Source organism: Aerolutibacter ruishenii, assembly GCF_007830115.1.
Lineage (GTDB): Bacteria > Pseudomonadota > Gammaproteobacteria > Xanthomonadales > Xanthomonadaceae > Aerolutibacter > Aerolutibacter ruishenii.
This window is the reverse complement of the sequence record NZ_VLKP01000001.1, coordinates 456,169-479,159: the sequence shown is the minus strand read 5'-3', so window position 1 is coordinate 479,159 and position 22,991 is coordinate 456,169. Positions and strand designations below refer to the sequence as shown.

Genomic DNA, 22,991 nt, shown 5'->3' with positions numbered 1-22,991 from the left:
GCCAGCCCATCAACTGGAACACGCGCTGCACGGTGTTCTTGTTCATATCCAACAGGCCCGCCACCGTCCGATAACCGAACGACGGCTCTTCTTCGATCAGCGCCTTGATCGGCTCGGCCAGTTCCGACTTCACCTTCGGTGCGGCCTTGGTCGGCTTGTAGTACACGGTCCGCCGGGGCAGTTCGAACCAGCGACACAGCTGGCTGACAGACACCTCGAACCCATCCTGCTTCAGTCCCTGCCGGACGGACGCGATCAGCTCTCGTCCTTGCCCAACAGGGACGCCAATTTTTTTCGCGCGCGCAACTCCAGCATCGCCTCGCCATAGGCTTCCTGCAGGTCCTTGAGCTGGCGCTCGTACTGCTCGCGGACATCCTCGGGCTTGGCCCGTAGGGCGTTCTCCATACCGCGCTTGCCGTCATCGACCCAGCTCTCGATCTCCGAGGGCGGCAGGTCAAACTGCCGGCTGGCCTCCGAAACGGTCGTCTTGCCCTGGATGATCTCCAGCACCAACGCGGACTTCCGCCGGGCTGTCCATCGCTTGATCTCTTCTTCCATCACTACGCTCATCAGTGTTTCCTCTTCAAGGTTACACCTGAGCAGGAAATCACTGGGTCATTACAGAATCGTCAATGCCAGGCGTCGCGAAGAGCTGCGCACTGAAGGCCGCATCATGGCCTGAAAGACGAGATCACAAGACAGTTGCTGAGTTAAGCCGCGCCGCGAAGCGGCGTCGACTTGGACGAACTGTTAGACCTCACATCTGCACCCCACCGAGGTAGCAGTCGACGACATCCCATGTCGTGGTCAGTAGCTCGCCCCGCGACTGGCTCGACATGCTTGCCACATCACCGTGCCGTAGTGGGTCAGCCGCAGCCTTAATTCGGTCGATTGCGGACCGCTCGGCAGAAGCAACTTCACGGAACTTCGCCCACTGATTAGCCTTGCTCTTGCCGGAAAGGCCATAGACTGCAGCGCAATGATGGCGCAGCGATTCAAGCGCTCGATAGCAATAGAAGCCGGTGTCATCCGCGTTCTTCATGGCAGAGATCAGATCTGTAAGGCAGCGGCTGACGTATATGCCATTGCGACCCTGAAGTTTTCCGCGAAGATCGCTTAGAGACGTTGCCAAGTCTGCGGGTTTTGCGCGCGCAGAGATACAGGGCACATCTATTCCAAACACGTAGTCAATAGACCGCCCTCGATTGATCACGCGACTAATCTCGAGCTCGTAGGCGTACCCCATTAGGTACCCGACTGCATCCAACTGGCCACGCACCATGCTCGCAACGACGTTTCTAAGGTCAAAGATGTCCCATTCATGGCTGCTCTCTACCGTGACTGCGACCTGATTCAGAATGATGCTTATGTGTGCCGTGCCGTCAGCTTCCGACGCTAGGTGCGAGAAGTTCAACGCAAAATCGATAGAGATTTGGGCGCGCTCGGGAAGCACCACTCCCTGGAAAAGGTACTGGTCTGTCATGTGAGGGTCTAACACCTGGAGTTAAGTCGAGCTCAAGCGCGAAGCGATTGAGCTTCGACTTGAACGATCTGTTAGGCAAGAGGCCATGAAAACAGAATTCTAAAGGCGTTGCACTTGGTGTGTGAATTCACCCGTCACCTGACTAAACTCAACAGCTCATTTGGCACTGTACTCATAACTACGCCGCAGGCGAGCCAAACGACACCGACCGCTGCCAAGTGAAGGCCATCCGTTGATGCCGCCTCGATCTTGAGATGCAACTGACGGTCAGCTTCTTTCCGAGCACCCACTTCTTCGCGAAGTTGTTGCTCTGAGGCCCGAACGTGCGCGTCAAAAGCTGACTCGGCGGCATTGGCGCGCTTGTACAACTCATCCAAGTTCGCCTCGGCAGCCGAAAGGCGAGACTCAAGGGTAGGATCTGCGCCCGCGCCGCGCCATACGTGAGCCTTAGCCGAAGCAGACATGGATAAAGTGGCTGAGCCCGAAGCCGAAACAGTGCGTGGCTTAAGCCCAGGCATTGTCTTAAGCCAAGCGCGCACTTGCTCCAAAAAACTAGGTTTCCCAAACATTCTCCGAGTGTCGCGGATGCCGATAGCAGCGGCAGCTATGCCAAGAACTTGCAACAGCAGACCGGAAATCCTGACGCTAGGCTCCGTTTGCCAGTAAAACAGCGATGCGGCGAGCGCTAGCATCACTACAAGCGCTGTGAACATAGGAAGCCGGGCACGCATGAGCCAAGCAAGTGCGCGATGCGGCCAGTGAATAATGTGAGTGCCGATACTCTGCATGTGACGCCTAACACCGGAATTAAGTCGAGCTGCGAAGCAGCTTCGACTTGAATGAGTAAAAAGGAGACTTCCCGCCCCTTGCGGACAACCGCTCGGCCTCGAGGGCCATGATGGTTTTCACCATCGGCATATCTGGAGGGGAAGTCTCCCATGAGCACTATAACCATCGGCGTCGACTTGGCAAAAACGGTGTTTTCGACCTGCGAGGTGACGGCCAACGGCCAGGTCCGCAGCCACAAGGAATTACGCCGTGACGCCTTCATGCAATGGCTTCCGCAGGTTCCGGCAGGGACCGTGGTGGCCATGGAAGCGTGCAGCAGTGCGCACCACTGGGCCCGGCGCTGCAAGGCCTACGGGCTGCAACCGCGTTTGATGGCGGCGCAGTTCGTGGCGCCGTTCCGCAAGAGCCGGGCCACCAAGAACGACCGCAACGACGCTGAGGCGATCGCCACGGCTGCGCGGCAGGGCAACATGCGCTTCGTGCCGGTCAAGGACGAGGCGCAGCAGGCGCGGTTGGCGTGGCACCGGGTTCGCGAGGGCTACAAGACCGAGTGCCTGGCCACCAGCAACCGGTTGCGCGGTCTATTGGCCGAGTTTGGCATTGCGGTGGCGCGGAACGATCCGGCCTTGAAGCGCGCCCTGGTGGACCCTGCGATTCGTTCGGCCTTGCCGCCGATGCTGGTGCCGTTGCTGGACCAGCATGCAGCCCATTGGCAGCAGCTGCGCGAATGCCTGGCCGAGTGTGACCGGCAAATCCTGGCGCAGGCACGCACCGATGCGCGCTGCGTCCGCGTGCAGCAGCTGGTGGGCATCGGACCGCTGACCGCCGACGCCGTGGTGGCGATGGTGGGCGATGCCCGCGAGTTCAAGAACGGCCGGCAGATGGCCGCGTGGCTCGGGCTGGTGCCGAAGCAGTCGTCCACGGGCGGCAAGACCATTCTTGGGCCCATCACGTGCAATGGCGATCGCTACCTGCGCACCCTGCTGATCCAGGGGGCGCGCAGCAGTCTGCAGCGGGCCAAGGCCGTTTCGCCCGAGCGTGCGACGTCCGAGCAGCTTTGGATTCGCGACCTGTCCGCCCGCCTGCCGTTCGGCAAGGTGGTGGTGGCCATTGCCAACAAACACGCGCGCCAGCTGTGGGCAATGCTGGCACGTGGCGAGGAGTACGACCCGAACGCCTGGCTCAAGCACCTGATGGTGCAGCGGCCGCGGAGCAAGCGACCGCGCAACTGAGCCACGTAACCCCGTTCCACCGCCAGAGCGAAAGGTAGGGCAACAGGTCAGACCGACCCGAAGAGAGCCTGACTAACAAGTTGGCACCGTCCACATGCCGCGGCTGATCCCCGCCCATGGGTGAGACCGGTCAATGAGCGAGGCCTTCGGGTGCGGTTTATACAGAGGTCCGGGCGAGCAGCTGGCGTCCAACAAGACCGGCTAGGGAAACGCAGTCTGGCACTGATGCCGCCAACGCACTGACGGGCAACACCGCAAGCGCAGTACAACACGTGACCAGCAAGGGCCTTCAAGCTAAAGGCGATAGCGTTGCTTTGCCGGGGTTGACGGGAAGCTCCCTAGGGAATTGTTAGGCTGCGCCTCCTGGCTTCCGCATTGCACGCCCCAAAAGTGCCCCGCCTGCGACGCTGATAAGGATGCCACCCCACCACGAGCCAAACTGTAACCAGTACTCGGTTTGCGAGACATAGACGGTCTTTCCTCCACGTACCGGATGAATCTCATGGATGAGCCCAGTGTCTTGGTCTGGGAGGGTTGGTCGCGTTCGTTCGTAGAGCCGTCCAAGGTACGTGGAAAGCACTAGCGAGCTGACTAGTCCTAGAAGAATCAACAGAACTGATAGTGCTCGCATAGCCGCCTAACACCTGAGTTAAGCCGCGCCACGAAGTGGCGTCGGCTTGGACGAATTGTTAGGTGCCGCCGAGCTATGGCACATAGACCAAACTAACCCGAATGCTGAAGCCGGGGCCTGCCTCTGTCACGTCTGCGTGCAGCACCAAGTCACTCCGACCTTCTTCGGCCGTCCAGAGGTCTACAAGTGCTTTCCAGTGATCGCCGTACCAGATGCAGACCGACGAGGCCCAAGTGTCTTCTGGAAGAGCGGTAAGCGTAGCGCCATAGTCCGCGATATAGCTGCGGATGTGAGCCGCGATTTCCTCCGGAATGGGCTCTACACCAGTCACTCCAGCCTTTAGCGCGAAGTCGCCCGCGAGAAACGCAGCCACTATGGCTCGGAACGCTGGTCTCCATGCGGTAGGGATTGCCCGCTCGGGCGACTCATCCTTGACGGCAGGAACGGGTTCGCTGGGCGTTACATCATTCACGTTGCGACAGACTCCAAGCGGCACCTAACACCTGAGTTAAGCCGCGCTGCGAAGCAGCGTCGGCTTGGACGAATTGTTAGCTGCACAGCCAGCTAGAAGCGGCGCTTAGACTCCGCCGCAGGCTGGCACACCCCGGAATGCGGCACGAGACGATGCCCCGTGGTTGGATTTACGAAAGAAACCACGAACTCGCCAGAGTAGCGATTCAAGCGCTGTTCAAAACCACCCGGTGGGCCGCTTGGCGTGTCGATGTTCCAAGTGACCTCCGCGGAAGAGAACACCGCCGGAAGCTTCAATGCTCCCATTGAAACGCGTCCGTTAGCCTCATCGAGCGTGATTTCGGCCGTGAAGGAACTCTGGCCATTATGGTCTTTCATTGGGCACACGAGCTTGGTTGTTGCGCCCGGGGCAGCGAACCCAGTGCTACACCATGCGGCTACTACGGCAAAAGCAACGAACAACCTCAAGTACGGCATATTTCCCCCTGTGCAGCTAACACCTGGAGTTAAGTCGAGCTCAAGCGCGAAGCGATTGAGCTTCGACTTGAACGATCTGTTAGGGCCCACACTGCGGACCCTCAATAGCCGGCTCATACTTACTCAGAGCCGACATGACCTTGGGGTTGTCAGCGTAGCGCCTTTTGAGCACGGCAAGCCTTCGATCTGTGCCGGCGCAGTAGATCTCTAGGCTCTCGAGAACAAAGGTCCGGCGAGCTTTCTGCTCTGGCGATTCTCCCTCGGTTGGCTCTTGGCGAAAGTGCTCGCACGATTCGCGGTCAGCCACAAAGGAGCTGACTTCCTGAGGGAGATCAACGGCGGGACTGGCGGAAAAGGCAAGTAGCAGAAGAACGCTCATCGTGGGGCCTAACACTAATTAGATCCCATATCGGGACGATATCACCGCATGGTCAGAGCGCGGCCTCGCACTGTCAACGCGAGAGTTTCCCCATGAAAGCAGCGGGTTAGGCCGAGCCACTCCCATCCCGGGACGCTACGGAGCGCCGCGTTATCACTCAAATGTGCCGGAATAACGTTTATCACCCGAAAAACGCACGGATATCAGGGCGATGTGGCGTGGTTCTCGTTGAAGCTTGTTGCCCGTAGATGCCATCCTGATCCCACCAACCCACTCGACGTTATCTTCTAGCTATCCCAATAACGCATCGATACGGCGCGGCGGGCGACCGGCGGCCCTCAACCCCCGTCGCAATCTTCGTCCAACTGCGCATCGATCAGCCGTTGCTCGTCGGTGATGCGGTGCCGCTCGCTCTGCAGGGCGCTGTTGTATCGACGGTCCAGTGCATGCCGGCGGTCGCGCAGGCGGGCGCAGACTTCGGCCTGGGGCAGCCGCGTGCAGGCATCGCGGATCCAAGTGCCGGTAGGAAAGGCGGCGACCGTGTCGGACGGGGGCGGGGTGGGCCGCACGAGCGGTGGGCGCGGTGGTGCATGGCCGCCGAACTCCACGCGGCCGCGTACCGAGCCTCCGCCCATATCGACGCGGCCGTGCACGCCGCCCCGGTGACCGGGATCAATGGGATACGTGGGGTACCCCAGCGTCCACAGCGGCACCCAGCGTGGGTTGCCATCCGCGTTGGGTGAGGTATAGCGCTCCCCATCGGGGGTGATGCATTCGTACACCGGTTCCGGGTTGCGCACCACCACTACGCGCGGTGGCTGAGGGGGGGGCGCGGCGGCGGGTGTGGTCGTGGCGGCGGGCGCGGTGGCGGCCCGCGGTGGCGGGTCTTTCGGCCGCAGCATCTCGCGCGTGGTCTGCTGTTGGCCACCCGGGCAGGGGGTATCACGCAGGCTGACGCGCCCATTGGCATCGGTGCAGCGATACACGGTGATCTCGCCCGCATGCGCGGGCGTCACCAAGGGCTGGGTCAGCAGCATCAGGGTCAGCAGCAGGGCCGGGCGCATGGGCCCATCTTGCGCCCATGACGGGCCGGCCGGTAGCCGCTGGGGGGCATCAGCCGCGCAGTACAGCCCCGGTACGCGCGTCGCGGATCGCGGTTGGCGACGCCAGGCCGCCGGTTTCGCCTTCGCACACCGCATCCAGCAGCGCCAGCAGGGCGGGATCGAGCGCATCACGATGGAAGGCGGGGGGGCGGCCGGTCAGGTTGGCGCTGGTGGACACCAGCGGCCCGCCGAAGCCGTGGCACAAGGCGACGACGGTCGGGTGGTCGCTGACGCGCACGGCCACGCTGGCGTGCGCGCCGCGGATCCATGCGGGTACGACGGGGGTCACCGGTACGGTCCAGGTGTTGGGGCCGGGCCAACTGGCCAGTACCGCAATGCGGCGGTCCTCGGGCAGTGCGGCCCAGTCCACCAGCACCGCCAGTTGGGCGGGGTCGGCGGCAATCAGGATCAGACCCTTGTCGACCGGTCGCTGCTTGATGGTCAGCAGCCGCATCACCGCCGCCTCGTTGAACGGGTCGCAGCCCAGGCCCCACACCGCCTCGGTCGGGTAGGCCGCCACGCCACCGCGACGCAACGCGTCCACGGTGGCCGGCACGGTGTCGCTGTGATCGCTGCTCACCATCGGGGGCACTCCGGGGACGTTGTGTTGGCGGCCGGCACGGTGCGCGGTCGCAGGAAGGCATGCATCGCCCGCCGGGCGTTTTCGCGCCGACGCGCCAACGCGATGCCCGTTTCCTAGAACGGCGCGTCGTCGTCGGTCGCGACGGCCTTGCGTGTCGACTTCTTCGCCGCCTTCTTTGCAGCGGTGCTCGCCTTGGCCGCCTTGGCCGCCTTGGCCGGGGCCTTGGCGGGGGGCTTCGCGGAGGTCTTCGCCGCGGACTTCTTCACCGCCTTGCTGGCGACTTTGCCCATGGCCTTCTTCACCGCCTTTTTCGCAGTCTTCTTGGCCGGCGCGGCAGCACCTTCGGTGGTTGTCTTGGCCGCCTTCCTGGTCGGCGCCTTCTTCGCGGCCATCTTCTTGCCAAAACGCCCGCGCCCCGGCTTGCCGGTCTCGGCCATCAGCTGGGTCACTTCATCCAGCGTCAGCGAAGCCGGGTCGCGGTCCTTCGGGATCTTGCCGTTGAGCCGGCCATCGCTCAGGTACGGGCCGAAGCGCCCATTGAGCACCTGGATGTCGCTGCCCGGGAACTCCTTGATGATGCGGTTGCGCGCGATCTCTTCCTTCTCCTCGATCAGGAACACCGCGCGTTCCAGGCCGATGGAGTACGGGTCGTCTTCCTTGGCCAGCGAGGCATAGGTCGTGCCGCGCTTGGCGAACGGGCCGAAGCGGCCGATGCCCACGCTGACTTCCTGTCCGGCGCTTTCGCCCAGCTTGCGCGGCATCTTGAACAGTTCCAGCGCCTCGTCCAGCGCCAGCGTGTAGATGCTCTGCCCGGGCTTCAGCGATGCGAAACGCGGCTTCTCCTCGTCCTCGACAGTGCCGATCTGCACCAGCGGGCCGTACTTGCCGATGCGCGCGCTGACCGGGCGGCCACTCGCGGGATCGGCGCCCAGCACGCGCACGCTGCCGGCGTCGGCCTTGTCCAGCGTGGTCTTCTTCTCTTCCACCAGGCCCTTGAACGGGGTCCAGAACTTCTCCATCAGCGCGACCCAGTCTTCTTCGCCGCGCGAGACCGAGTCCAGCTCGTCCTCCAGTCGCGCGGTGAAGTCGTAGTCCACGTAGTTGGTGAAGTGCGCGCTGAGGAACTTCGACACCGCGCGGCCGACGTCGGTCGGGCGGAACGCGCGGCTTTCCAGCAGCACGTACTGCTTGCCCTGCAGCGTCTGGATGATCGACGCGTAGGTCGAAGGCCGGCCGATGCCGAACTCTTCCAGCGCCTTCACCAGCGACGCTTCGGTGTAGCGCGGCGGTGGCTGGGTGAAGTGCTGGTCGGCGTGCACGCGTTCCAGCGGGATACGGTCGCCGGGCTTCATCGCCGGCAGTTTGCGGCCCTCGTCGTCGTCCTCGGCCGCCTTGCTGTCCTTGCCTTCCTCGTACACCGCCAGGAAGCCCGGGTCGACCACGGTCGTGCCCGACACGCGGAAGCTGTGCTCGCTGCCCGCGGCCAGATCGACCGACACGGTGTTGAGCGTGGCCGGCACCATCTGGCAGGCCACGGCGCGTTTCCAGATCAGTTCGTACAGCTTGCGCTCCTCGTCGCTGAGGTAGCGCGCCACCTGCGCTGGCGTGCGCAGCGCGGAGGTCGGGCGTACGGCCTCGTGCGCTTCCTGCGCGTTGGCCGACTTGGTCTTGTACACGTTGGGCTGGTCGGGCAGCGCGCGGGTGCCGTAGTCGCGCGCGATGACGTCGCGGATGTCGGCAATGGCTTCCGCCGACAGGTTGACCGAGTCGGTACGCATGTAGCTGATCAGGCCGACGGTGCCTTCGTCGCCCAGCGCCACGCCTTCGTACAGTTTCTGCGCCACCTGCATGGTGCGGCGCGTGGTGAAGCCGAGCTTGCGCGCGGCCTCCTGTTGCAGGGTGGAAGTGGTGAACGGCGCGGCGGGGCGGCGCTTGCGCTCCTTGCTGGTCACGTCGGTGACCTGCAGCGCGCCGCCGGCGGCCTTGGCGATGCGCTGGCGCGCGGCCTCGGCGCTGTCGCCGTCGGTCAGGGTGAAGTCCAGCTTGCCGGTGTCGGCGGCAAACTTCTTGCCGTCCAGTTTGGTGAGCTTGGCGGTGAACGCCTGCTTGGGGTGCGCGCACTCGGCCTCGATGGTCCAGTACTCGCGCGCCTTGAACGCTTCGATCTCCTCTTCGCGCTCCACGATCATGCGCAGCGCGGGCGATTGCACGCGGCCGGCGGACAGCCCCGCCTTGATCTTGCGCCACAGCACCGGCGACAGGTTGAAGCCGACCAGGTAATCGAGCGCGCGGCGCGCCTGCTGCGCGTCCACCAGGTTGCCAGCGATGTCGCGCGGCTGCTGCATCGCCTCCTTGATCGCGCGCGGGGTGATCTCGGTGAACACCACGCGCTGCAGCGACTTGTCCTTCAGCAGGCCGCGTTCCTTCAGGATCTCCGCGATGTGCCAGCTGATCGCTTCGCCCTCGCGGTCCGGGTCGGTCGCCAGGAACAGGTGGTCGGCGGATTTGGCCGCCTTGGCGATCGCATCGACGTGTTTTTCATTCTTTTCGATGACCTCGTAGGTCATCGCGAAGTCCTGGTCCGGATCGACCGCGCCTTCCTTGGGGATCAGGTCGCGGACGTGGCCATAGGAGGCAAGGACGGTGAAGTCCTTGCCGAGGTACTTGTTGATCGTCTTGGCCTTGGCAGGCGACTCGACGATCAGGAGGTTCTTGGCCATGGAACGTCTCCGCGGGCCGGGGGAGCCCGCATGGGGGGTCGCCGCCGGCCTGTCCGTGGCAACCGCTGAAGTAGCGACGCCCGCGGGGTCTGGCCGCGGGCGTGGGGTGTTTCCTTATATATAGTGGAATCACGCGCCGTGGCCGGCTGTCAAGCCACCGGTGTCGGGTTGGCGGCAGCGGTCACGGGCTTTGGCAGCGGTGCCCGCGATCTCAGCGACTGTTACGTGATCCCGGTGTGACGGCGGACAACCCGCCCAGGGGTGGGTGGTTGACCCGGGACTCGAGGATCTCCTGCCGATCGAACCGGCGATGGGGTCACCCCGGCCGGTTCAATGCACCAGTTCGGGTTCGTCGGCGAAGATCTGGGTTTCCATCCAGGCGTAGGCGGCCTCGCTGCCGGGCTGGTTGAACAGCACCATCAGCACCACCCACTTCAGGTCATCCAGGTCCAGTTCGTCCTGGTCCAGCGCCATGGCGCGGTCCAGCACCAGCTCGCGCTGGCCGGCATCCAGCACGCCGTGCTGTTCAAGAAACAGCAGGAAGCCGCGGCACTCCACGTCCAGCTTGTCCAGCTCCGGGCCGTGGAACACGCGCGTGGGACCGTCGGCGCGACGCGGCTCCGGCGCCGGACGCTGCTGCGCCAGGGCATCGAGCCATTCGAAGGCCTTGTTGATCTCGGCGGGACTGAAGCCGGCCTGCCCCAGCTCATCGAACAGCGGACCGCTCTGGAGCGAATCACGGTCGCGGACCAGGTCCGCATCGTCGGTGAAGTAGTGCTCGAACAGGTACAGCAGGACGTCCAGGATGCTCTCTTTCATTTCCCCTCGGCCTGCGCCGGGACCGGCGCGGTGGGCTGGAGTTGCGGACTGCCACCGGACGGATCCCTGCGGAAAAGCACGGTGTCAGCGGTTGCGGTAGTACCGGCCGTGTTTCGACGACACCCGGCCCTCAAGCTCCATGAGGAGCAGCATGGAGGACAGTTGGGCGGCCGTCAATCCGGTCCGCTCGACCAGCTGATCCATACCGGTTGGGTCATGGCCGAGCGCCTGCCACAAGTTCTGGTAGTCAGGGTCGTCGGCGGGGCCTCCGTGCTGAACAGGGGTTGAGTCCCCGGCCCGAGCCTGACCGCCGGATGTGACAGCGGGGTGGCCAGCGGAGATGGGGGCGGCCAGCCGGGCGCGCAACTCGTCGGCCAGCTCCGTGGCCACCGGGGCCAGTGCGGCGACCACCTCGTCGGCGTTCTCCACCAGTCCGGCCCCCTCCCGGATCAGTCGATGGCAGCCCCGGGCGAGCGGGTTGTGGATCGAGCCCGGGATGGCGAACACCTCGCGGCCCGCCTCGCTGGCCTGGCGTGCGGTGATCAGCGCCCCGGAGCGCTCGGCGGCCTCCACCACCAGCGTGCCCAGGCTCAGCCCGGCCAGGATGCGGTTGCGGCTGGGGAAGTGCTGGCGCTGCGGCCCGGTCCCGGGCGGATGCTCGCTGACCACCGCGCCGTGCGCGGCGATGCGCGCGTGCAGGCCGGCATGGCTGCGCGGATAAGGCACGTCCGGGCCGGTGCCGGTCACGGCCAGGGTCAGGCCGCCGGCGGCCAAGGCGGCCTCGTGCGCGGCCGCGTCGATGCCGGCCGCCAGTCCGCTGGCCACCGCCCATCCGGAGGCCGCCAGCGCGTGGGCGAAATCGGTGGCGTTGTCGCGCCCGCCCGGGGTTGGCGAGCGGCTGCCCACCACCGCCACCGCGGGGTGCCACAGCAGCGCCGGATTGCCGGCCACGAACAGCGCCAGCGGCGGGCTGGGCGAGCGGCGCAGCAGCGCCGGGTAGTCGGGGTCATGCCAGCCCAGCAGGTGGTGCTCGCGCTCCTGCAGCCACTCGCGGCTGCGTGCCAGTGAGCGGGGGGGCGGGCCGAGCAGCGCGGCCTGCTGTGCGTCGCCCAGTCCGGCCTCACGCCAGGCGCGGGGGCCGGCCTCCAGCGCGGTCGCCGGCCCCGCATGGGCGGCGAGCAGTTGCCGGCGGGGAGCGGAAGGCCCGCCAGCGGCCACCAGGCGCAGCAGGGCATCGGTATCGTCGGGGTGCATCACGCCAGTCTGGGGCGCAAACGACGACGGCGCCCTAGGGCGCCGTCGCGGGTCCGTGTAGGACGATTCCGGTGCTTCAGTAGGCCGCGTCCGGGTGCTTGAGCTCGTAGCCCAGGCGGGTCGGCTTCACCGCGTCCATGACCAGCGCGTAGCTGACCTTGTCGAAGGTGCGGAACACCATCAGGTGGCTGGCGAACTCGTCGGGCAACTGGATGCCCTGGCCGGAGCGCATGACCTTGTTGGCGTGCTCTGCACCACCCTTGACCACGTTCGGGGCGTTGCTGCCCGGACGCCAGGCCGAGAACACGGTGCCGTTGTCGACGCCGTCGCGGGTGCCCACCGACAGCGCGACCACGTCACGCGGACCACCGGTGGTCAGCATGTCGGCCACGGCCAGCACCTTGGCCTTGCCGTAGGCGATCTGCTGCGCCGGCGGGTGAGGAATGAACTGCAGGTCGTACGGCTGGGCCTCGATCGGCAGCAGGCGGTCGCCCACGCGCACCTCGCGGCCGCCCTGGTCGAGCAGCAGGGTGGAGGCTTCGGCGCGGCCTTCGACGCCGCGGGTGATGGTGCCGGTGTTCTGGCGCATCAGCTCGTGGCCGAGGAACTCGCCGCCGCCGTGCGGGATCTGGTAGCCCCACAGGCGCTCCACGCCGATGTTGGCGCGGCCGCTGAAGTCCAGGTCGGTCCCGCGGCGGCCTTCGGTGGCGCAGCAGCGGGTCGGGTCGATGCTGGCGTACTTCTGCGTGGGGCGCACCACCAGGTAGCGCTGGCCCGGCTGGGCGTCGGCCAGGCCGTGCACGTAAGCCACCTGGCCTTCGGCGCTGCGCAGGCGGTCGTCCTCGAGGCCAGCCACGAACGGCAACTGCTCGAACTCGTCGACCACGCGCAGGTCCTTGAGGAACTTCTCCACGTCGGCCAGCGGAATGGCGTTGATCGGCGCTTCCTGGCGCGGGCCTTCCTGCACCGCCACGCGATTGAGGTAGGCCAGCGAGATCACGTCGCCCGGGTAGATCAGGTGCGGGTTGCGGATCTGCGGGTTGGCCTGCCAGATCTCCGGCCACAGCCAGGGGCGCTTCAGGAACTTGCCGGCGATGTCCCACAAGGTGTCGCCCCGCTTCACGACGTACGTGTCGGGATGGCCCCCCGCCATCTCGGCAGCGACACCATAAGTGGCGATCGTCAGCAACGCGGCGGTCATCACCGCACGGATCGGTTTAAACATGGCAGCCATCTACCTGATTCCCCTTGCAGGTTTTCCCCGGGCGGCAGCGCCGATGAGGGCACCGGCACTATAGCCCAGAAGGTGCACGCGGTTGCAAGCATGCAGGGCTCACAACGGCGCTACAATGTCCGTATAAAGCTTGCGTCTGTGACAAGCGCCCCCATTTTTCCGCCATGGCCCAGCTCCCCATCCTCGAGTTCCCCGACCCGCGCCTGCGTACCCGGGCGGTGCCGGTGGACCCTGCCCGGATCACCGGCGCGGAGTTCCAGCGGCTGCTCGACGACATGTTCGAGACCATGTACGAAGCGCCGGGCATCGGCCTGGCGGCCAGCCAGGTGGACGTGCACCAGCGCTTCATGGTGATAGACGTATCCGAGGAGAAGGACCGGCCGCTGGTCTTCATCAACCCGGAGATCACCGCTGCCGATGGCCACCAGGTCTATCAGGAAGGTTGCCTGTCGGTCCCCGGCATCTTCGCCGACGTGACCCGCGCCAACCAGATCACGGTCAAGGCCATTGGCCGCGATGGCCAGCCGTTCGAGCTGGCGGTCGACGGCCTGCTGGCGGTGTGCATCCAGCACGAGATGGACCACCTGGATGGCAAGCTGTTCGTCGATTACCTCTCGCCGCTCAAGCGCGAGATGGTGCGCAAGAAGCTGGCCAAGGCGCAGCGGCACAAGGCGGCGTGATCGTTGCCGGATGAACGGGTCGCTGCCGCTCCGTGCGGCGCGTCGGCCCAGGTGCCTTGTCCGCTGGGAATTCCGGTCCACGCAACGCCCGTGCGCGGATGGCCATGAACCCGGCGTTTTTCCCGTTTTCACGCGGATACGCTCCTGCGACCGCCAACTGGACCCTGGCTGACCCATGAGAATCGTCTTCGCCGGTACCCCCGACTTCGCCGTGCCCTGCCTGCGCGCCGCCGCGCAACGGGGCGAAGTGGTCGCCGTGTACACCCAGCCCGACCGGCCCGCCGGCCGCGGCCGCGAGTTGACCCCGTCGCCGGTCAAGCGCGAAGCGCTGCTGCGCGGCATTCCGGTGCTGCAGCCGGAGAACTTCCGCAGCGGCGAATCCAAGGCGGCGCTGCGCGCGCTCAAGCCCGACCTGATGGTGGTGGTCGCCTACGGCCTGATCCTGCCGCAGTCGGTGCTCGACATCCCCACGCATGGCTGCTGGAACGTGCACGCCTCGCTGCTGCCGCGCTGGCGCGGCGCGGCGCCGATCCAGCGCGCGATCGAGGCCGGCGATACCGAAAGCGGCGTGTGCCTGATGCAGATGGAGAAGGGCCTGGACACCGGCCCGGTGCTGCTGTCGCAGTCGCTGGAGATCGGCGCCAGCGACACCGGAGGACAACTGCACGACCGGCTGGCCGAACTCGGCGCGCGCGTGCTGTCCGATGGCCTGGGCCTGCTGCGCGCCGGCATCCGACCGGTGCCACGGCCGCAGCCCGCCGAAGGCGTCACCTACGCGCACAAGCTGGACAAGGCCGAGGCGCGGCTGGACTGGTCGCGGCCGGCCACCGAGCTGGCCAACCAGGTGCGCGCCTTCAACCCATGGCCCATGGCCGAAGCGGTGGTCGCCGGTGAGCGCCTGCGCCTGCACGGTGCGGTGGCCCTGGACGAAGCACACGTCACCGCGCCGGGTACCCTGCTGCGCGCCGGCCGCGAAGGACTGGACGTGGCCTGCGGCGAAGGCGCGCTGCGCATCCGCGTGCTGCAGCGTGATGGCGGCAAGGCCATCACCGCCGCTGATTACCTCAACGGGCGCCCGGACCTGAGGAGCGCATGAGCGGCGCCGCACCGCGCGCGCTTGCCGCCCGCATCCTCGATGCGGTGCTGCACCAGGGGCGCTCGCTGAAGGCCGAGCTGGGCGCGCACCTGCCCACGCTGCCCGACCCGCGCGACCGCGCACTGGTCGAGAGCATCTGCTTCGCCGTGCTGCGCCAGCCCGCGCGTTACCAGGCCGCGCTCGACGCGTGGATCCCGCGCCCGCTGGGCAAGCGCGACCAGCCGCTGCGCGCGCTGCTGTTCGTCGGCTTCGCCCAACTCGACCCGCTGGGCCTGCCCGCGCATGCGGCGGTGGCGGAAACGGTGGAAGCCGCACGCCTGATCGGCCGCCGCCACCAGGCGGGCCTGGTCAACGCCTTGCTGCGCCGCGCGCAACGCGAGGGCGTGCCGGTGGCGGAAATGCAGGCGCACTGGCCGCGCTGGCTGCGCGAGCGCATCGCTGCCGACTGGCCTGATGACGCGGAGGCGATCTTCCACGCAGGTGCGGTGACGCCGCCGATGTGGTTGCGGGTCAACCGCCGTGTGCAATCGCGCGATGCCTACCTCGCACGGCTGGACGAGGCCGGCATCGCCCACGCCATCGATCCCGGCCTGCCCGATGCGGTGCGCCTGGACGTGCCGGTGGCGGTCGCGGTGTTGCCGGGTTTCGCCGAAGGCGCGGTGTCCATCCAGGATGCCTCCGCGCAGCGCGTGGCCGATGCATTGGTGCTGCCGGCCGGCGCGCGCGTGGTCGATGCGTGTGCCGCGCCCGGCGGCAAGGCCGCGCACCTGCTGGAGCGCGAGCCGGGCCTGCGCCTGACCGCGCTGGACATCGATGCCGCGCGCCTGCAGCGCGTGCACGACAGCCTGCGCCGCGTGGGCCTGGCCGACCGCGCGCGGCTGGTCGCCGCCGATGCCAGCAGTGTGCAGGCATGGTGGGACGGCGAGCCGGTGGATGCGGTGCTGCTGGACGCGCCGTGCTCGGCCACCGGCATCGTGCGCCGCCAGCCGGACGTGCTGCTGCATCGTCGCGCCTCCGACCTGACCACGCTGACCGCGGTGCAGGCGCAGCTGCTCGACGCACTGTGGACCACGATCGCGCCCGGCGGCGTGCTGCTCTACGCGACCTGTTCGATCCTCCACGCGGAGAACGCCGAGCAGGTCGCCGCATTCCTCGCGCGCACCCCGGATGCGGTCTTGGACCCGCTGGACGCGCGCTTCGGTCGCCCGGTGCCCGTCGATGGCCGCTATGCCGGCCACCAGCGCCTGCCCGGCGAGGACGGCGGCGACGGTTTCTTCTACGCGCGGATTCGCAGAGCGGGCTGACCTGCAGGTTGACCGCCGTGTCGCCGCGTGACCGCGGGTGCGCTGGAAACGTGATGAATTCCGCCAGCTGGACCGGGTTTGGCACCGCTCGGATCCGGATGTCATGGGGTCCGTGCCCATGCACCAGTATCATCCACCGATGCGCACGCCCCTTGCCCTGAAGAACGACGAGTCCCGCGACACCTGGCTGTTCTGGCTCACGGCCACGGTGATCCTGTTTGCCGGCCTCGGCCTGCGCGACCCGTGGCCGGCCGACGAGCCGCGCTTCGCGCTGGTGGCGCGGCAGATGGTGGAGAGCGGCCAGTGGCTGTTTCCGATGCGCGGCGACGAGCTGTACCCGGACAAGCCGCCGTTGTTCATGTGGCTGCAGGCGGCGTTCTACGCGGTCACCGGCAACCTGCGGATCGCGTTCCTGCTGCCCTCGCTGCTCGCGTCGCTGGGCACGTTGTGGCTGGTGCGCGACCTTGGCCGCCGACTGTGGTCGGCGCAGGCCGGCCACTACGCCGCCTGGGCGCTGCTGCTGGCGTTGCAGTTCACCTGGCAGTCCAAGCGCGCACAGATCGACCCGACGGTCACCTTCTTCATCACCCTGTCGGTGTACTCGCTGCTGCGCCACCTGCTGCGCGGGCCGGACTGGCGTTTCTGGTCGCTGGGCTGGTTCGCCGCGGGCCTGGGCGTGATCACCAAGGGCGTGGGCGTGGTCGCGTTGCTGGTGCTGCTGCCCGCGGCGTGGGCGCAGTGGCGCGGCTGGAGCGGCATCGCCACGATGCGCAGCGCGAAGTTCTGGCTGGGGCCGGTGGCGTTGCTGTTGCCGCTGGCGCTGTGGCTGCTGCCGATGCTGCTGGCGGTCAACGCCAGCGACGACCCGGCGCTGCGCGCCTACGCCGACAACATCCTACTCAAGCAGACCGCCAAGCGCTATGCCGATCCGTGGCACCACCACCAGCCGGCCTGGTATTTCATCCAGGTGGCGCTGACCCAATGGCTGCCGACGGTGGCCGTGCTGCCGTGGATGCTGCGGCCGTGGCGCGATGCGCTGCGCGCGCGCGATGCGCGCATCCTGCTGCCGCTCGCGTGGGTGCTGCTGGTGATCGTGTTCTTCAGCCTCAGCAGCGGCAAGCGCGAGGTGTACATCATGCCCGCGCTGCCGATGCTGTGCCTGGCGATGGGCCCGTACCTGCACGATGTGCTGGCGAAGGCGTGGCCGCGGCGGATCGCCTTCGGCCTCGCCCTGGCGCTGTCGGCGCTGCTGGCCATCGCCGGCGCGATGGTGGTGTGGGGCGAGCCGGGCTTCGAGCGCACCCTGGAAGAGGCGCGCGGCGTCGCGCACGGGGCCGATCCGCTGGGCGCGATGCTGCTGGCGATCGGCGCGTTCGGGCTGGCGGCGGTGGCGTGGCTGCGTGCACGACGCGGCGTGGCGGCGCTGGTCTGGGTGCTGGCGGGACTGTGGGTGGGCGTCAGCCTCATCGGCTACCCGCTGCTCAACGACGCCAGTTCCGCGCGTGGCCTGATGCAGGCCACCGGCGCGCGCATCGGGCCGGACGCGGAGTTGGGGCTGGTGGGCTGGAAGGAGCAGAACCTGCTGATGGCCGACCGGCCGGCGAAGACCTTCGGCTTCCTGCGCCCGTTCGACGAGCAGTTGCGCGACGCCCGCGCCTGGCAGGCCCAGGCGCCGGCCACGCGCTGGCTGCAGGTGGAGGCTACCGCTCTCGATGACTGCATCGACCGCAGCCGCGCGATCAACCTGGGCATCTCCAACCGGCGCGAATGGTGGCTGGTGCCGGCCGCCGCGATGTGCGCGTCAGGCCAGCCGCAGGTCCGGTAACGGGCGCGCCGCGAACGCGGCCAGGTGCTGGTCGAGTCCGCGTTGGCAGCGGGTGCTGTGCGTGGCCCGGGTCTGGGCGAGGATGCCGTCGTTGGGGCTGGCCCCGTCCTGGTGGCGTTCCTGGTGGTGCAGGTGGTAGGCGAGTGCGACATAGCGCAGCGGCCTGCAATGCAGTCCCGCATGGTGCGCCCGCCACGCCAGCTCCACGTCCTCGCGGCCCCAGCCCTCCATCCGTTCGTCGAAACCGTTGACCTGCAGCAGGTCCTTGCGCCACCAGCCCTGGTTGCAGGTCTTGATCGCATGCGGCCGGCCGTCGCGGTGGAGTGCGAGCCAGGCCTTCGACAGCATGGGCAAGCGCAGTGCATTGCGCCGCCGCTGTATGCCGGCGGACCACCATCGCGGCTGCCAACCGGGGTGCGCCAGCATGCGTTCGCGCAACGCCGGACCGGTCAGCACGCGGGACCCCTGCACGAAGCCGCCCGGGCGGGCGGCCGCGAGGTGGTCGGCCACGAATAGCGGGTGCGGCACCATGTCGCCATCGAGCAGCAGCGCGTACTCGCCCGTGCATGCGGCGATCGCGCGGTTGCGCGCGCGCGCCACGCGGAAGCCGGCATCCTCCTGCCACGCGTGCCGCAGCGGCACGGGGAAGGTGCGGGCGACGTCGGCCAGCATCGCGGCGGTGTCCGGTCGCGAGCCGTCGTCGGCGACCACCACCTCGTCGGGCAGGCGCGTCTGTCGCGCGACGCCGGCAAGCACCGCGGCCAGCGCCTCCTTCCAGTTGTAGGTGGTGATGACGAGGCTGGTTTTCACGGCGGCATTCCCTGGCGGCGGCCCCGGCGTGGACACCCCCGCCTGGATGCTGCGTATCCTGCGGCATCCCGCGTAACCGGTCATGAATCGCGGTCACGAACGGGTGGCCGGATGGATCGGGTACCATGCGCCGATGCCCACGCTGCCGATTTCCCTGGTCATCATCACCTACAACGAGGCCGGGCACATCGCGCGCTGCCTCGACAGTGTCCCGTTCGCCGCCGAGAAGATCGTGGTCGACAGCGGCAGCACAGACGACACGGTGGCGATTGCCACCCGCCACGGGGCGAAGGTAGTGCAGCAGCCGTGGCTGGGATTCGGCCCGCAGCGCAATTTCGCGACCACCCAGGCCACGCACGACTGGATCCTGGTGCTCGACGCCGACGAATACCTGTCCCCCGAGCTGGCGGCCGAACTGGAACGTCGCCTGCCGACGGTGATGGCCGGCGCCGCCGCCGTCGGCATCCTGCGCCGCAGCACCTACTACATGGGCGCGCCGATGCGCTGGTACCGGCCGATGGTCGGCGAGCGGATGGCGCGGCTGTACCACCGCGGCCGCGCGCGCTGGGCCGACGTGCGTGTGCACGAATCGCTGCGCTGGGAGGGGTCGACGGTGGACTTCGCCGCGCCCTTCCACCACCTGCACAACCCGACCCTGGTGCACAAGCAGCTCAAGGTGCTGCGCTACGCCGAACTGAAGTGCCGCGACTGGCTGGAAAAGGGCAAGCCGGTGCGGATGTGGCAGTTGCCGCTGGTGTTCATCGCGGCCTTCCTCAAGGACTACCTGTTGCGGCTCGCCTTCCTCGACGGCTGGCGCGGCTTCGCCGTGGCGCACACCGCCGCGACCTACGCCGCCTACAAGCGGCTGCGCTATTTCGAGATGCGCCGCAACCCCGATTCCGTGGCCCTCGCCCAGGCCGAACTGATCCGCTATCGACTCGAACGCTGACCATGGCCAAGCATTACCTCCTCTACGGTTCCGAACGCTACGCACTGGCGATCCTGCGCCCGCTGCAGGCGGCCATCCGCGCGCGCGGCGACGAGGCCGCATGGTTCTTCGATGGCCCCGGCGCCGAGGATCTGGTGGAGGGCGAACGCCTGCTCAGCGTCGACGAAGTGCGCCGCTGGAACCCGCTGGCGGTGATCACCTCCAGCAACGCGGTGCCGCACTTCTTCCCCGGGGTGAAGGTGGAGACCTTCCACGGTTTCGACGCCGGCAAGCCGCGCCACATCTACATCCGCGGCTTCTTCGACCTGTACTGCACCACCGGCCCGCGCGACACCGCGCAGTTCCGTGCCATCGCCGACCGCGTCGGCCATTTCGCGGTGACCGAGACCGGCTGGCCCAAGCTCGACCCCTTCATGCGCGAGATCGCCGGTCCGTTGCCGGTGGTGCGCGAGCCGCCGGTGATCCTGTATCACTCCACGTTCTCGCCTTCGTGGAGCGCGGCGGAAACGCTGTACGAGGAGGTCAAGCGGCTGTCGCGCGACGGGCGCTGGCGCTGGATCGTGACCTTCCACCCGAAGATGACCCCGGAGACGGTGGCCAGGTACCGCGCGCTGGAGAACGAACACCTGCGCTTCGCCGACAACGACAACATCCTGGAGCTGTTCCCGCAGGTGGACATGATGTGCTCCGACACCTCGTCGGCGCTCAACGAGTTCCTGCTGACCGGCAAGCCGGTGGTGACGTTCAAGAACCGTCGCCCGGGGCCGCAGCTGATCGACATCGACGACCCGGCGCAGTTCGAACCGGCGATCGCGCGCGCGCTGTCGCGGCCGCCGGAACTGATGGCCGCGGTGCGCGCGTATGCCGACAGCATCCACCCGTATTACGACGGCCGCTCCAGCGAGCGGATCCTCGACGCCATCGATGCCTTCGTCGCCAATGGCGGGGTTGCGACGTTGCGGCGCAAGCCGCTCAACCTGTGGCGGAAGCTGAAGATCCGCCGCCGGATTGGCTACTGGGGTCCGGCGTAAGCGCCGCAGCGGCGGGCAGCACAACGGCAGCCAGCACAACCGCAATCAGTACAACGGTCACCAGTACAACCGTCACCAGCGCAGCGGCCGCCGTGACAGCGTCGCCGCCAGCGTGTCGTGCAGCGCCCGCGCCTCGTCGGTGGGCAGGAAGCGGATCCGCAACGATGGCCCCATCGGCGTCGCACCGGCCGTGTCCAGCCACAGCGTCGCCGTGCCGCAGCGGCGATCCAGCGGCGACACGCTGAGCGACACCGCCTGCAGCTTGTCGATCTCGGCGAAGCGCCACCAGCGGCTCCACCAGCCGCCGCGCACCGCCACCAGCTGGTCATTGACCGCGTACGCCGCACGCCGTGCATGCTGGCGCGCGGCGTAAGCGCTCCACGCCAGCCAGGGCACGGCCAGCAGGCCCCACGCGCCAAAGCGCCAGCCCGCCACACCGCCGACCACGAGGATCCACGGCATGCCGGGCAGGAACAGCCGCCACCAGTTGTGCACCGGGATCGGTCGCCACGCCTGTCCAGCCCAGTCCGCCTTCGGCAACAGGTGGGCGATGAGCCGGTCGCAGGCCTGCGGCGTGGCGATGGGCGCCAGTTCGCGCAGTGCGCGCTGCTGCTGTTGCTCCTCGGCCACGGCGGTGTCCACGTGCAGGCTGCGCCGCCGCAACAGGCGATGCGTCAGCCCTTCGTAAAGCGTCCACGCCTGGATGCGCCGGCGTGAGGCGCTGGTGCGCCAGCGCGCGAGCAGGCCGCGTTCCACGGTGAGCCGGCGACCGGATTCGCGCAGGGTGAACCCGTAGTACTGCAGCAGCGACAGCAGCACCGAAAGCAGGCGCAGCAGGGCCACCGCGAGCACCGCGAGGCTGGCCGCGGCCAGTGCATACCCGGCGATGCCGAAGTCGTGGCTGCCCGCATACCCGAACAGCACTTCGCCCCAGCGTTCGAACAGGTTGGGCAGCAGCCGCGGGCTGATCTGCGACAGGCCGGCGACGCCGGCACCGACCACGATCAGGCCGCGATTGGAGACCAGGCCATGGCGCACCACTTCGCCCAGCGGCAACTGCAGCAGCGTGGTGGCCTCGGGCACTGCGGGCGTCGATGGCGCGCCGACCTCATCGACCGCCGATGCCTGGCCGCGGTGGCGCACCAGCTGTTCCAGCGCCAAGGCATCGTCCAGCTTCAGCACGCGCATTTCCGCTTCCGGCTTCTTGCCGCCGGCCGATTCCAGCCGCACCTCGGCCACGCCGAACAACCGGTGCAGCAGCGATTGCTGCAGCGCCACGTTGTGGATGCGGGCGAAGGGGATGACGCGCACGCTGCGCTCCAGCAGGCCCTTGCGCACCAGCAGCGCGTCGCCGGCCACGCCGTAGCGGAAGGTGAAGTACTGCCACACGGCGGCCAGCACCAGCACGCCGACACCGATCAGCGGCCACAGTTCGTTGCGGTCGCCGCGGCCGAACACCAGCAGCGCCACCAGCGGCACCACGAACTGCCTGAGCTGGGCCAGCAGCACGAACAGCCACGACATCGGGTGCAGGCGGCGCTCCGCCGCGTGGACGGTGGGCGGAGCGCTGCCCGTCACCATCGGCTCAGGCGTCGTCGTCATGGTCGATCTGCCGGCCGAGGGCATCGCGCAGGCGCTCGGCGTCACCGGCATCGAGGTTGGCCAGCTTCAGCGTGCTGTGCTGGGTGCCGGCGGTGTGCACCACCAGGGTAGCCAGGTCGCGGCTGCGTTGCAGCGGGCCGCGGGTCACGTCCAGGTGCTGCACCCGGGTGGCCGGTACCCGCGTCTCCCGCCACCACAGCCGCCCCCGGCGCAGGGCGAGGCCTTGGGCGTCATGGCGCCAGTGCGTATGGCGATGGCGGCGCAACCCCAGCCACGCCCCCAGGCCGGCTGCCGCCAGCAGCGGCAGCACCACGCCGGTCACGCGCCCCGACCACGCCATCGGCAGATCCAGCCCACTGGCCAGCACGTTGCCCAGCACGAATCCGAGGACCGCGCCGGGGATCGCCAGCTGCAGGGCACCGTTCAGCGCCATCAACCCGCGGGCGCGCGGCGGCAGCGGCCGCCAATCGGGGTCGGCGCCTTCGGTGGAAGCGGTGGATTCGTGTGTGCCGCGCATGC

Annotated in this window: 21 protein-coding genes and 1 pseudogene; 7 read left to right on the top strand and 15 right to left on the bottom strand. The window is 67.6% G+C overall.

Going from position 1 to position 22,991, the window contains the following annotated elements; genetic code table 11:
• The 4 genes and pseudogenes from IP93_RS02265 to IP93_RS02250 all read right to left on the bottom strand — a co-directional run.
• Positions 1-214, bottom strand: a pseudogene (locus tag IP93_RS02265) (IS3 family transposase); the annotation flags it as partial.
• Between the two features lie 41 nt (positions 215-255).
• Entirely contained in the window at positions 256-570 is a 315-nt protein-coding gene (locus tag IP93_RS02260) for a DUF1153 domain-containing protein (RefSeq protein WP_144811474.1), read from the bottom strand.
• A 187-nt stretch (positions 571-757) separates the two neighbouring features.
• Entirely contained in the window at positions 758-1,483 is a 726-nt protein-coding gene (locus IP93_RS02255) for a DUF8168 domain-containing protein (protein WP_144811472.1), read from the bottom strand.
• Between the two features lie 134 nt (positions 1,484-1,617).
• Entirely contained in the window at positions 1,618-2,271 is a 654-nt protein-coding gene (locus IP93_RS02250) for a hypothetical protein (RefSeq protein WP_144811470.1), read from the bottom strand.
• A 150-nt stretch (positions 2,272-2,421) separates the two neighbouring features.
• Here IP93_RS02250 and IP93_RS02245 point away from each other — a divergent pair, with 150 nt between their 5' ends.
• On the top strand, positions 2,422-3,504 hold the full coding sequence (locus IP93_RS02245) for an IS110 family RNA-guided transposase (RefSeq protein WP_144811469.1): 1,083 nt from the start codon (positions 2,422-2,424) through the stop codon (positions 3,502-3,504).
• A 704-nt stretch (positions 3,505-4,208) separates the two neighbouring features.
• Here the strand turns inward: IP93_RS02245 and IP93_RS16060 are convergent.
• From IP93_RS16060 to IP93_RS02210, 8 genes are all read right to left on the bottom strand, one after another.
• Positions 4,209-4,508, bottom strand: a complete 300-nt coding sequence (locus IP93_RS16060) for a DUF7668 domain-containing protein (protein ID WP_425480014.1) — start codon at positions 4,506-4,508, stop codon at positions 4,209-4,211.
• A 191-nt stretch (positions 4,509-4,699) separates the two neighbouring features.
• A complete protein-coding gene (locus IP93_RS02240) occupies positions 4,700-4,984 on the bottom strand; it encodes a hypothetical protein (RefSeq protein WP_144811467.1) in 285 nt (94 codons plus the stop codon).
• An 816-nt stretch (positions 4,985-5,800) separates the two neighbouring features.
• Entirely contained in the window at positions 5,801-6,526 is a 726-nt protein-coding gene (locus IP93_RS02235) for a DUF4124 domain-containing protein (protein ID WP_144811465.1), read from the bottom strand.
• A gap of 49 nt (positions 6,527-6,575) precedes the next feature.
• On the bottom strand, positions 6,576-7,148 hold the full coding sequence (gene tsaC, locus IP93_RS02230; RefSeq protein WP_144811463.1) for an L-threonylcarbamoyladenylate synthase type 1 TsaC: 573 nt from the start codon (positions 7,146-7,148) through the stop codon (positions 6,576-6,578).
• Positions 7,149-7,261: 113 nt separating this feature from the next.
• Complete coding sequence (locus IP93_RS02225; RefSeq protein WP_144811462.1) at positions 7,262-9,868, bottom strand: DNA topoisomerase I; 2,607 nt, start codon at positions 9,866-9,868, stop codon at positions 7,262-7,264.
• A gap of 330 nt (positions 9,869-10,198) precedes the next feature.
• Positions 10,199-10,687 carry a DUF494 family protein gene (locus IP93_RS02220; protein ID WP_144811460.1) on the bottom strand — a complete coding sequence of 163 codons (489 nt, stop codon included), beginning with the start codon at positions 10,685-10,687 and terminating at the stop codon, positions 10,199-10,201.
• Positions 10,688-10,771: 84 nt separating this feature from the next.
• Positions 10,772-11,941: a DNA-processing protein DprA gene (gene dprA, locus IP93_RS02215; protein ID WP_144811458.1), complete on the bottom strand. Its 1,170-nt coding sequence runs from the start codon at positions 11,939-11,941 to the stop codon at positions 10,772-10,774.
• A 76-nt stretch (positions 11,942-12,017) separates the two neighbouring features.
• The gene (locus tag IP93_RS02210; protein WP_144811544.1) at positions 12,018-13,166 is read right to left on the bottom strand and encodes a LysM peptidoglycan-binding domain-containing protein; all 1,149 of its coding nucleotides are present in this window, start codon (positions 13,164-13,166) and stop codon (positions 12,018-12,020) included.
• A 173-nt stretch (positions 13,167-13,339) separates the two neighbouring features.
• On the opposite strand from IP93_RS02210, the gene def reads away from it, so the two are divergent.
• From def to IP93_RS02190, 4 genes are all read left to right on the top strand, one after another.
• The gene (def, locus tag IP93_RS02205) at positions 13,340-13,855 is read left to right on the top strand and encodes a peptide deformylase (RefSeq protein ID WP_144811456.1); all 516 of its coding nucleotides are present in this window, start codon (positions 13,340-13,342) and stop codon (positions 13,853-13,855) included.
• A gap of 175 nt (positions 13,856-14,030) precedes the next feature.
• Positions 14,031-14,951, top strand: a complete 921-nt coding sequence (gene fmt / locus IP93_RS02200; RefSeq protein WP_144811455.1) for a methionyl-tRNA formyltransferase — start codon at positions 14,031-14,033, stop codon at positions 14,949-14,951.
• On the top strand, positions 14,948-16,255 hold the full coding sequence (gene rsmB, locus IP93_RS02195) for a 16S rRNA (cytosine(967)-C(5))-methyltransferase RsmB (protein WP_144811453.1): 1,308 nt from the start codon (positions 14,948-14,950) through the stop codon (positions 16,253-16,255). Before fmt ends, rsmB begins: the two co-directional genes overlap by 4 nt.
• Positions 16,256-16,394: 139 nt before the next feature.
• A complete protein-coding gene (locus IP93_RS02190) occupies positions 16,395-18,080 on the top strand; it encodes an ArnT family glycosyltransferase (protein WP_144811452.1) in 1,686 nt (561 codons plus the stop codon).
• Here IP93_RS02190 and IP93_RS02185 read toward each other — a convergent pair.
• Complete coding sequence (locus IP93_RS02185; protein WP_144811450.1) at positions 18,057-18,890, bottom strand: glycosyltransferase; 834 nt, start codon at positions 18,888-18,890, stop codon at positions 18,057-18,059. The genes IP93_RS02190 and IP93_RS02185 overlap by 24 nt on opposite strands.
• Positions 18,891-19,023: 133 nt before the next feature.
• Between IP93_RS02185 and IP93_RS02180 the strand changes: the two genes are divergently transcribed.
• The gene (locus tag IP93_RS02180) at positions 19,024-19,839 is read left to right on the top strand and encodes a glycosyltransferase family 2 protein (RefSeq protein WP_144811448.1); all 816 of its coding nucleotides are present in this window, start codon (positions 19,024-19,026) and stop codon (positions 19,837-19,839) included.
• A gap of 2 nt (positions 19,840-19,841) precedes the next feature.
• Complete coding sequence (locus IP93_RS02175) at positions 19,842-20,870, top strand: CDP-glycerol glycerophosphotransferase family protein (protein ID WP_144811446.1); 1,029 nt, start codon at positions 19,842-19,844, stop codon at positions 20,868-20,870.
• Positions 20,871-20,942: 72 nt separating this feature from the next.
• On the opposite strand, the gene IP93_RS02170 is transcribed toward IP93_RS02175, so the two are convergent.
• Entirely contained in the window at positions 20,943-22,472 is a 1,530-nt protein-coding gene (locus tag IP93_RS02170) for a PH domain-containing protein (RefSeq protein ID WP_242006692.1), read from the bottom strand.
• Positions 22,456-22,989 (bottom strand): PH domain-containing protein, encoded by a 534-nt coding sequence (locus tag IP93_RS02165; RefSeq protein WP_144811445.1) that lies wholly within the window; start codon positions 22,987-22,989, stop codon positions 22,456-22,458. The genes IP93_RS02170 and IP93_RS02165 overlap by 17 nt, the downstream gene beginning before the upstream one ends.
• Positions 22,990-22,991: the final 2 nt, after the last annotated feature.

Bases quoted from the DNA above. Each gene is read 5' to 3' on its own strand.
- IP93_RS02260 (WP_144811474.1), bottom strand. From the start codon at position 570: ATGAGCGTAGTGATGGAAGAAGAGATCAAGCGATGGACAGCCCGGCGG.
- IP93_RS02255 (WP_144811472.1), bottom strand. From the start codon at position 1,483: ATGACAGACCAGTACCTTTTCCAGGGAGTGGTGCTTCCCGAGCGCGCC.
- IP93_RS02250 (WP_144811470.1), bottom strand. From the start codon at position 2,271: ATGCAGAGTATCGGCACTCACATTATTCACTGGCCGCATCGCGCACTT.
- IP93_RS02245 (WP_144811469.1), top strand. From the start codon at position 2,422: ATGAGCACTATAACCATCGGCGTCGACTTGGCAAAAACGGTGTTTTCG.
- IP93_RS02240 (WP_144811467.1), bottom strand. From the start codon at position 4,984: ATGAAAGACCATAATGGCCAGAGTTCCTTCACGGCCGAAATCACGCTC.
- IP93_RS02235 (WP_144811465.1), bottom strand. From the start codon at position 6,526: ATGCGCCCGGCCCTGCTGCTGACCCTGATGCTGCTGACCCAGCCCTTG.
- tsaC (WP_144811463.1), bottom strand. From the start codon at position 7,148: ATGGTGAGCAGCGATCACAGCGACACCGTGCCGGCCACCGTGGACGCG.
- IP93_RS02225 (WP_144811462.1), bottom strand. From the start codon at position 9,868: ATGGCCAAGAACCTCCTGATCGTCGAGTCGCCTGCCAAGGCCAAGACG.
- IP93_RS02220 (WP_144811460.1), bottom strand. From the start codon at position 10,687: ATGAAAGAGAGCATCCTGGACGTCCTGCTGTACCTGTTCGAGCACTAC.
- dprA (WP_144811458.1), bottom strand. From the start codon at position 11,941: ATGCACCCCGACGATACCGATGCCCTGCTGCGCCTGGTGGCCGCTGGC.
- IP93_RS02210 (WP_144811544.1), bottom strand. From the start codon at position 13,166: ATGTTTAAACCGATCCGTGCGGTGATGACCGCCGCGTTGCTGACGATC.
- def (WP_144811456.1), top strand. From the start codon at position 13,340: ATGGCCCAGCTCCCCATCCTCGAGTTCCCCGACCCGCGCCTGCGTACC.
- fmt (WP_144811455.1), top strand. From the start codon at position 14,031: ATGAGAATCGTCTTCGCCGGTACCCCCGACTTCGCCGTGCCCTGCCTG.
- rsmB (WP_144811453.1), top strand. From the start codon at position 14,948: ATGAGCGGCGCCGCACCGCGCGCGCTTGCCGCCCGCATCCTCGATGCG.
- IP93_RS02190 (WP_144811452.1), top strand. From the start codon at position 16,395: ATGCGCACGCCCCTTGCCCTGAAGAACGACGAGTCCCGCGACACCTGG.
- IP93_RS02180 (WP_144811448.1), top strand. From the start codon at position 19,024: ATGCCCACGCTGCCGATTTCCCTGGTCATCATCACCTACAACGAGGCC.
- IP93_RS02175 (WP_144811446.1), top strand. From the start codon at position 19,842: ATGGCCAAGCATTACCTCCTCTACGGTTCCGAACGCTACGCACTGGCG.
- IP93_RS02170 (WP_242006692.1), bottom strand. From the start codon at position 22,472: ATGACGACGACGCCTGAGCCGATGGTGACGGGCAGCGCTCCGCCCACC.
- IP93_RS02165 (WP_144811445.1), bottom strand. From the start codon at position 22,989: ATGCGCGGCACACACGAATCCACCGCTTCCACCGAAGGCGCCGACCCC.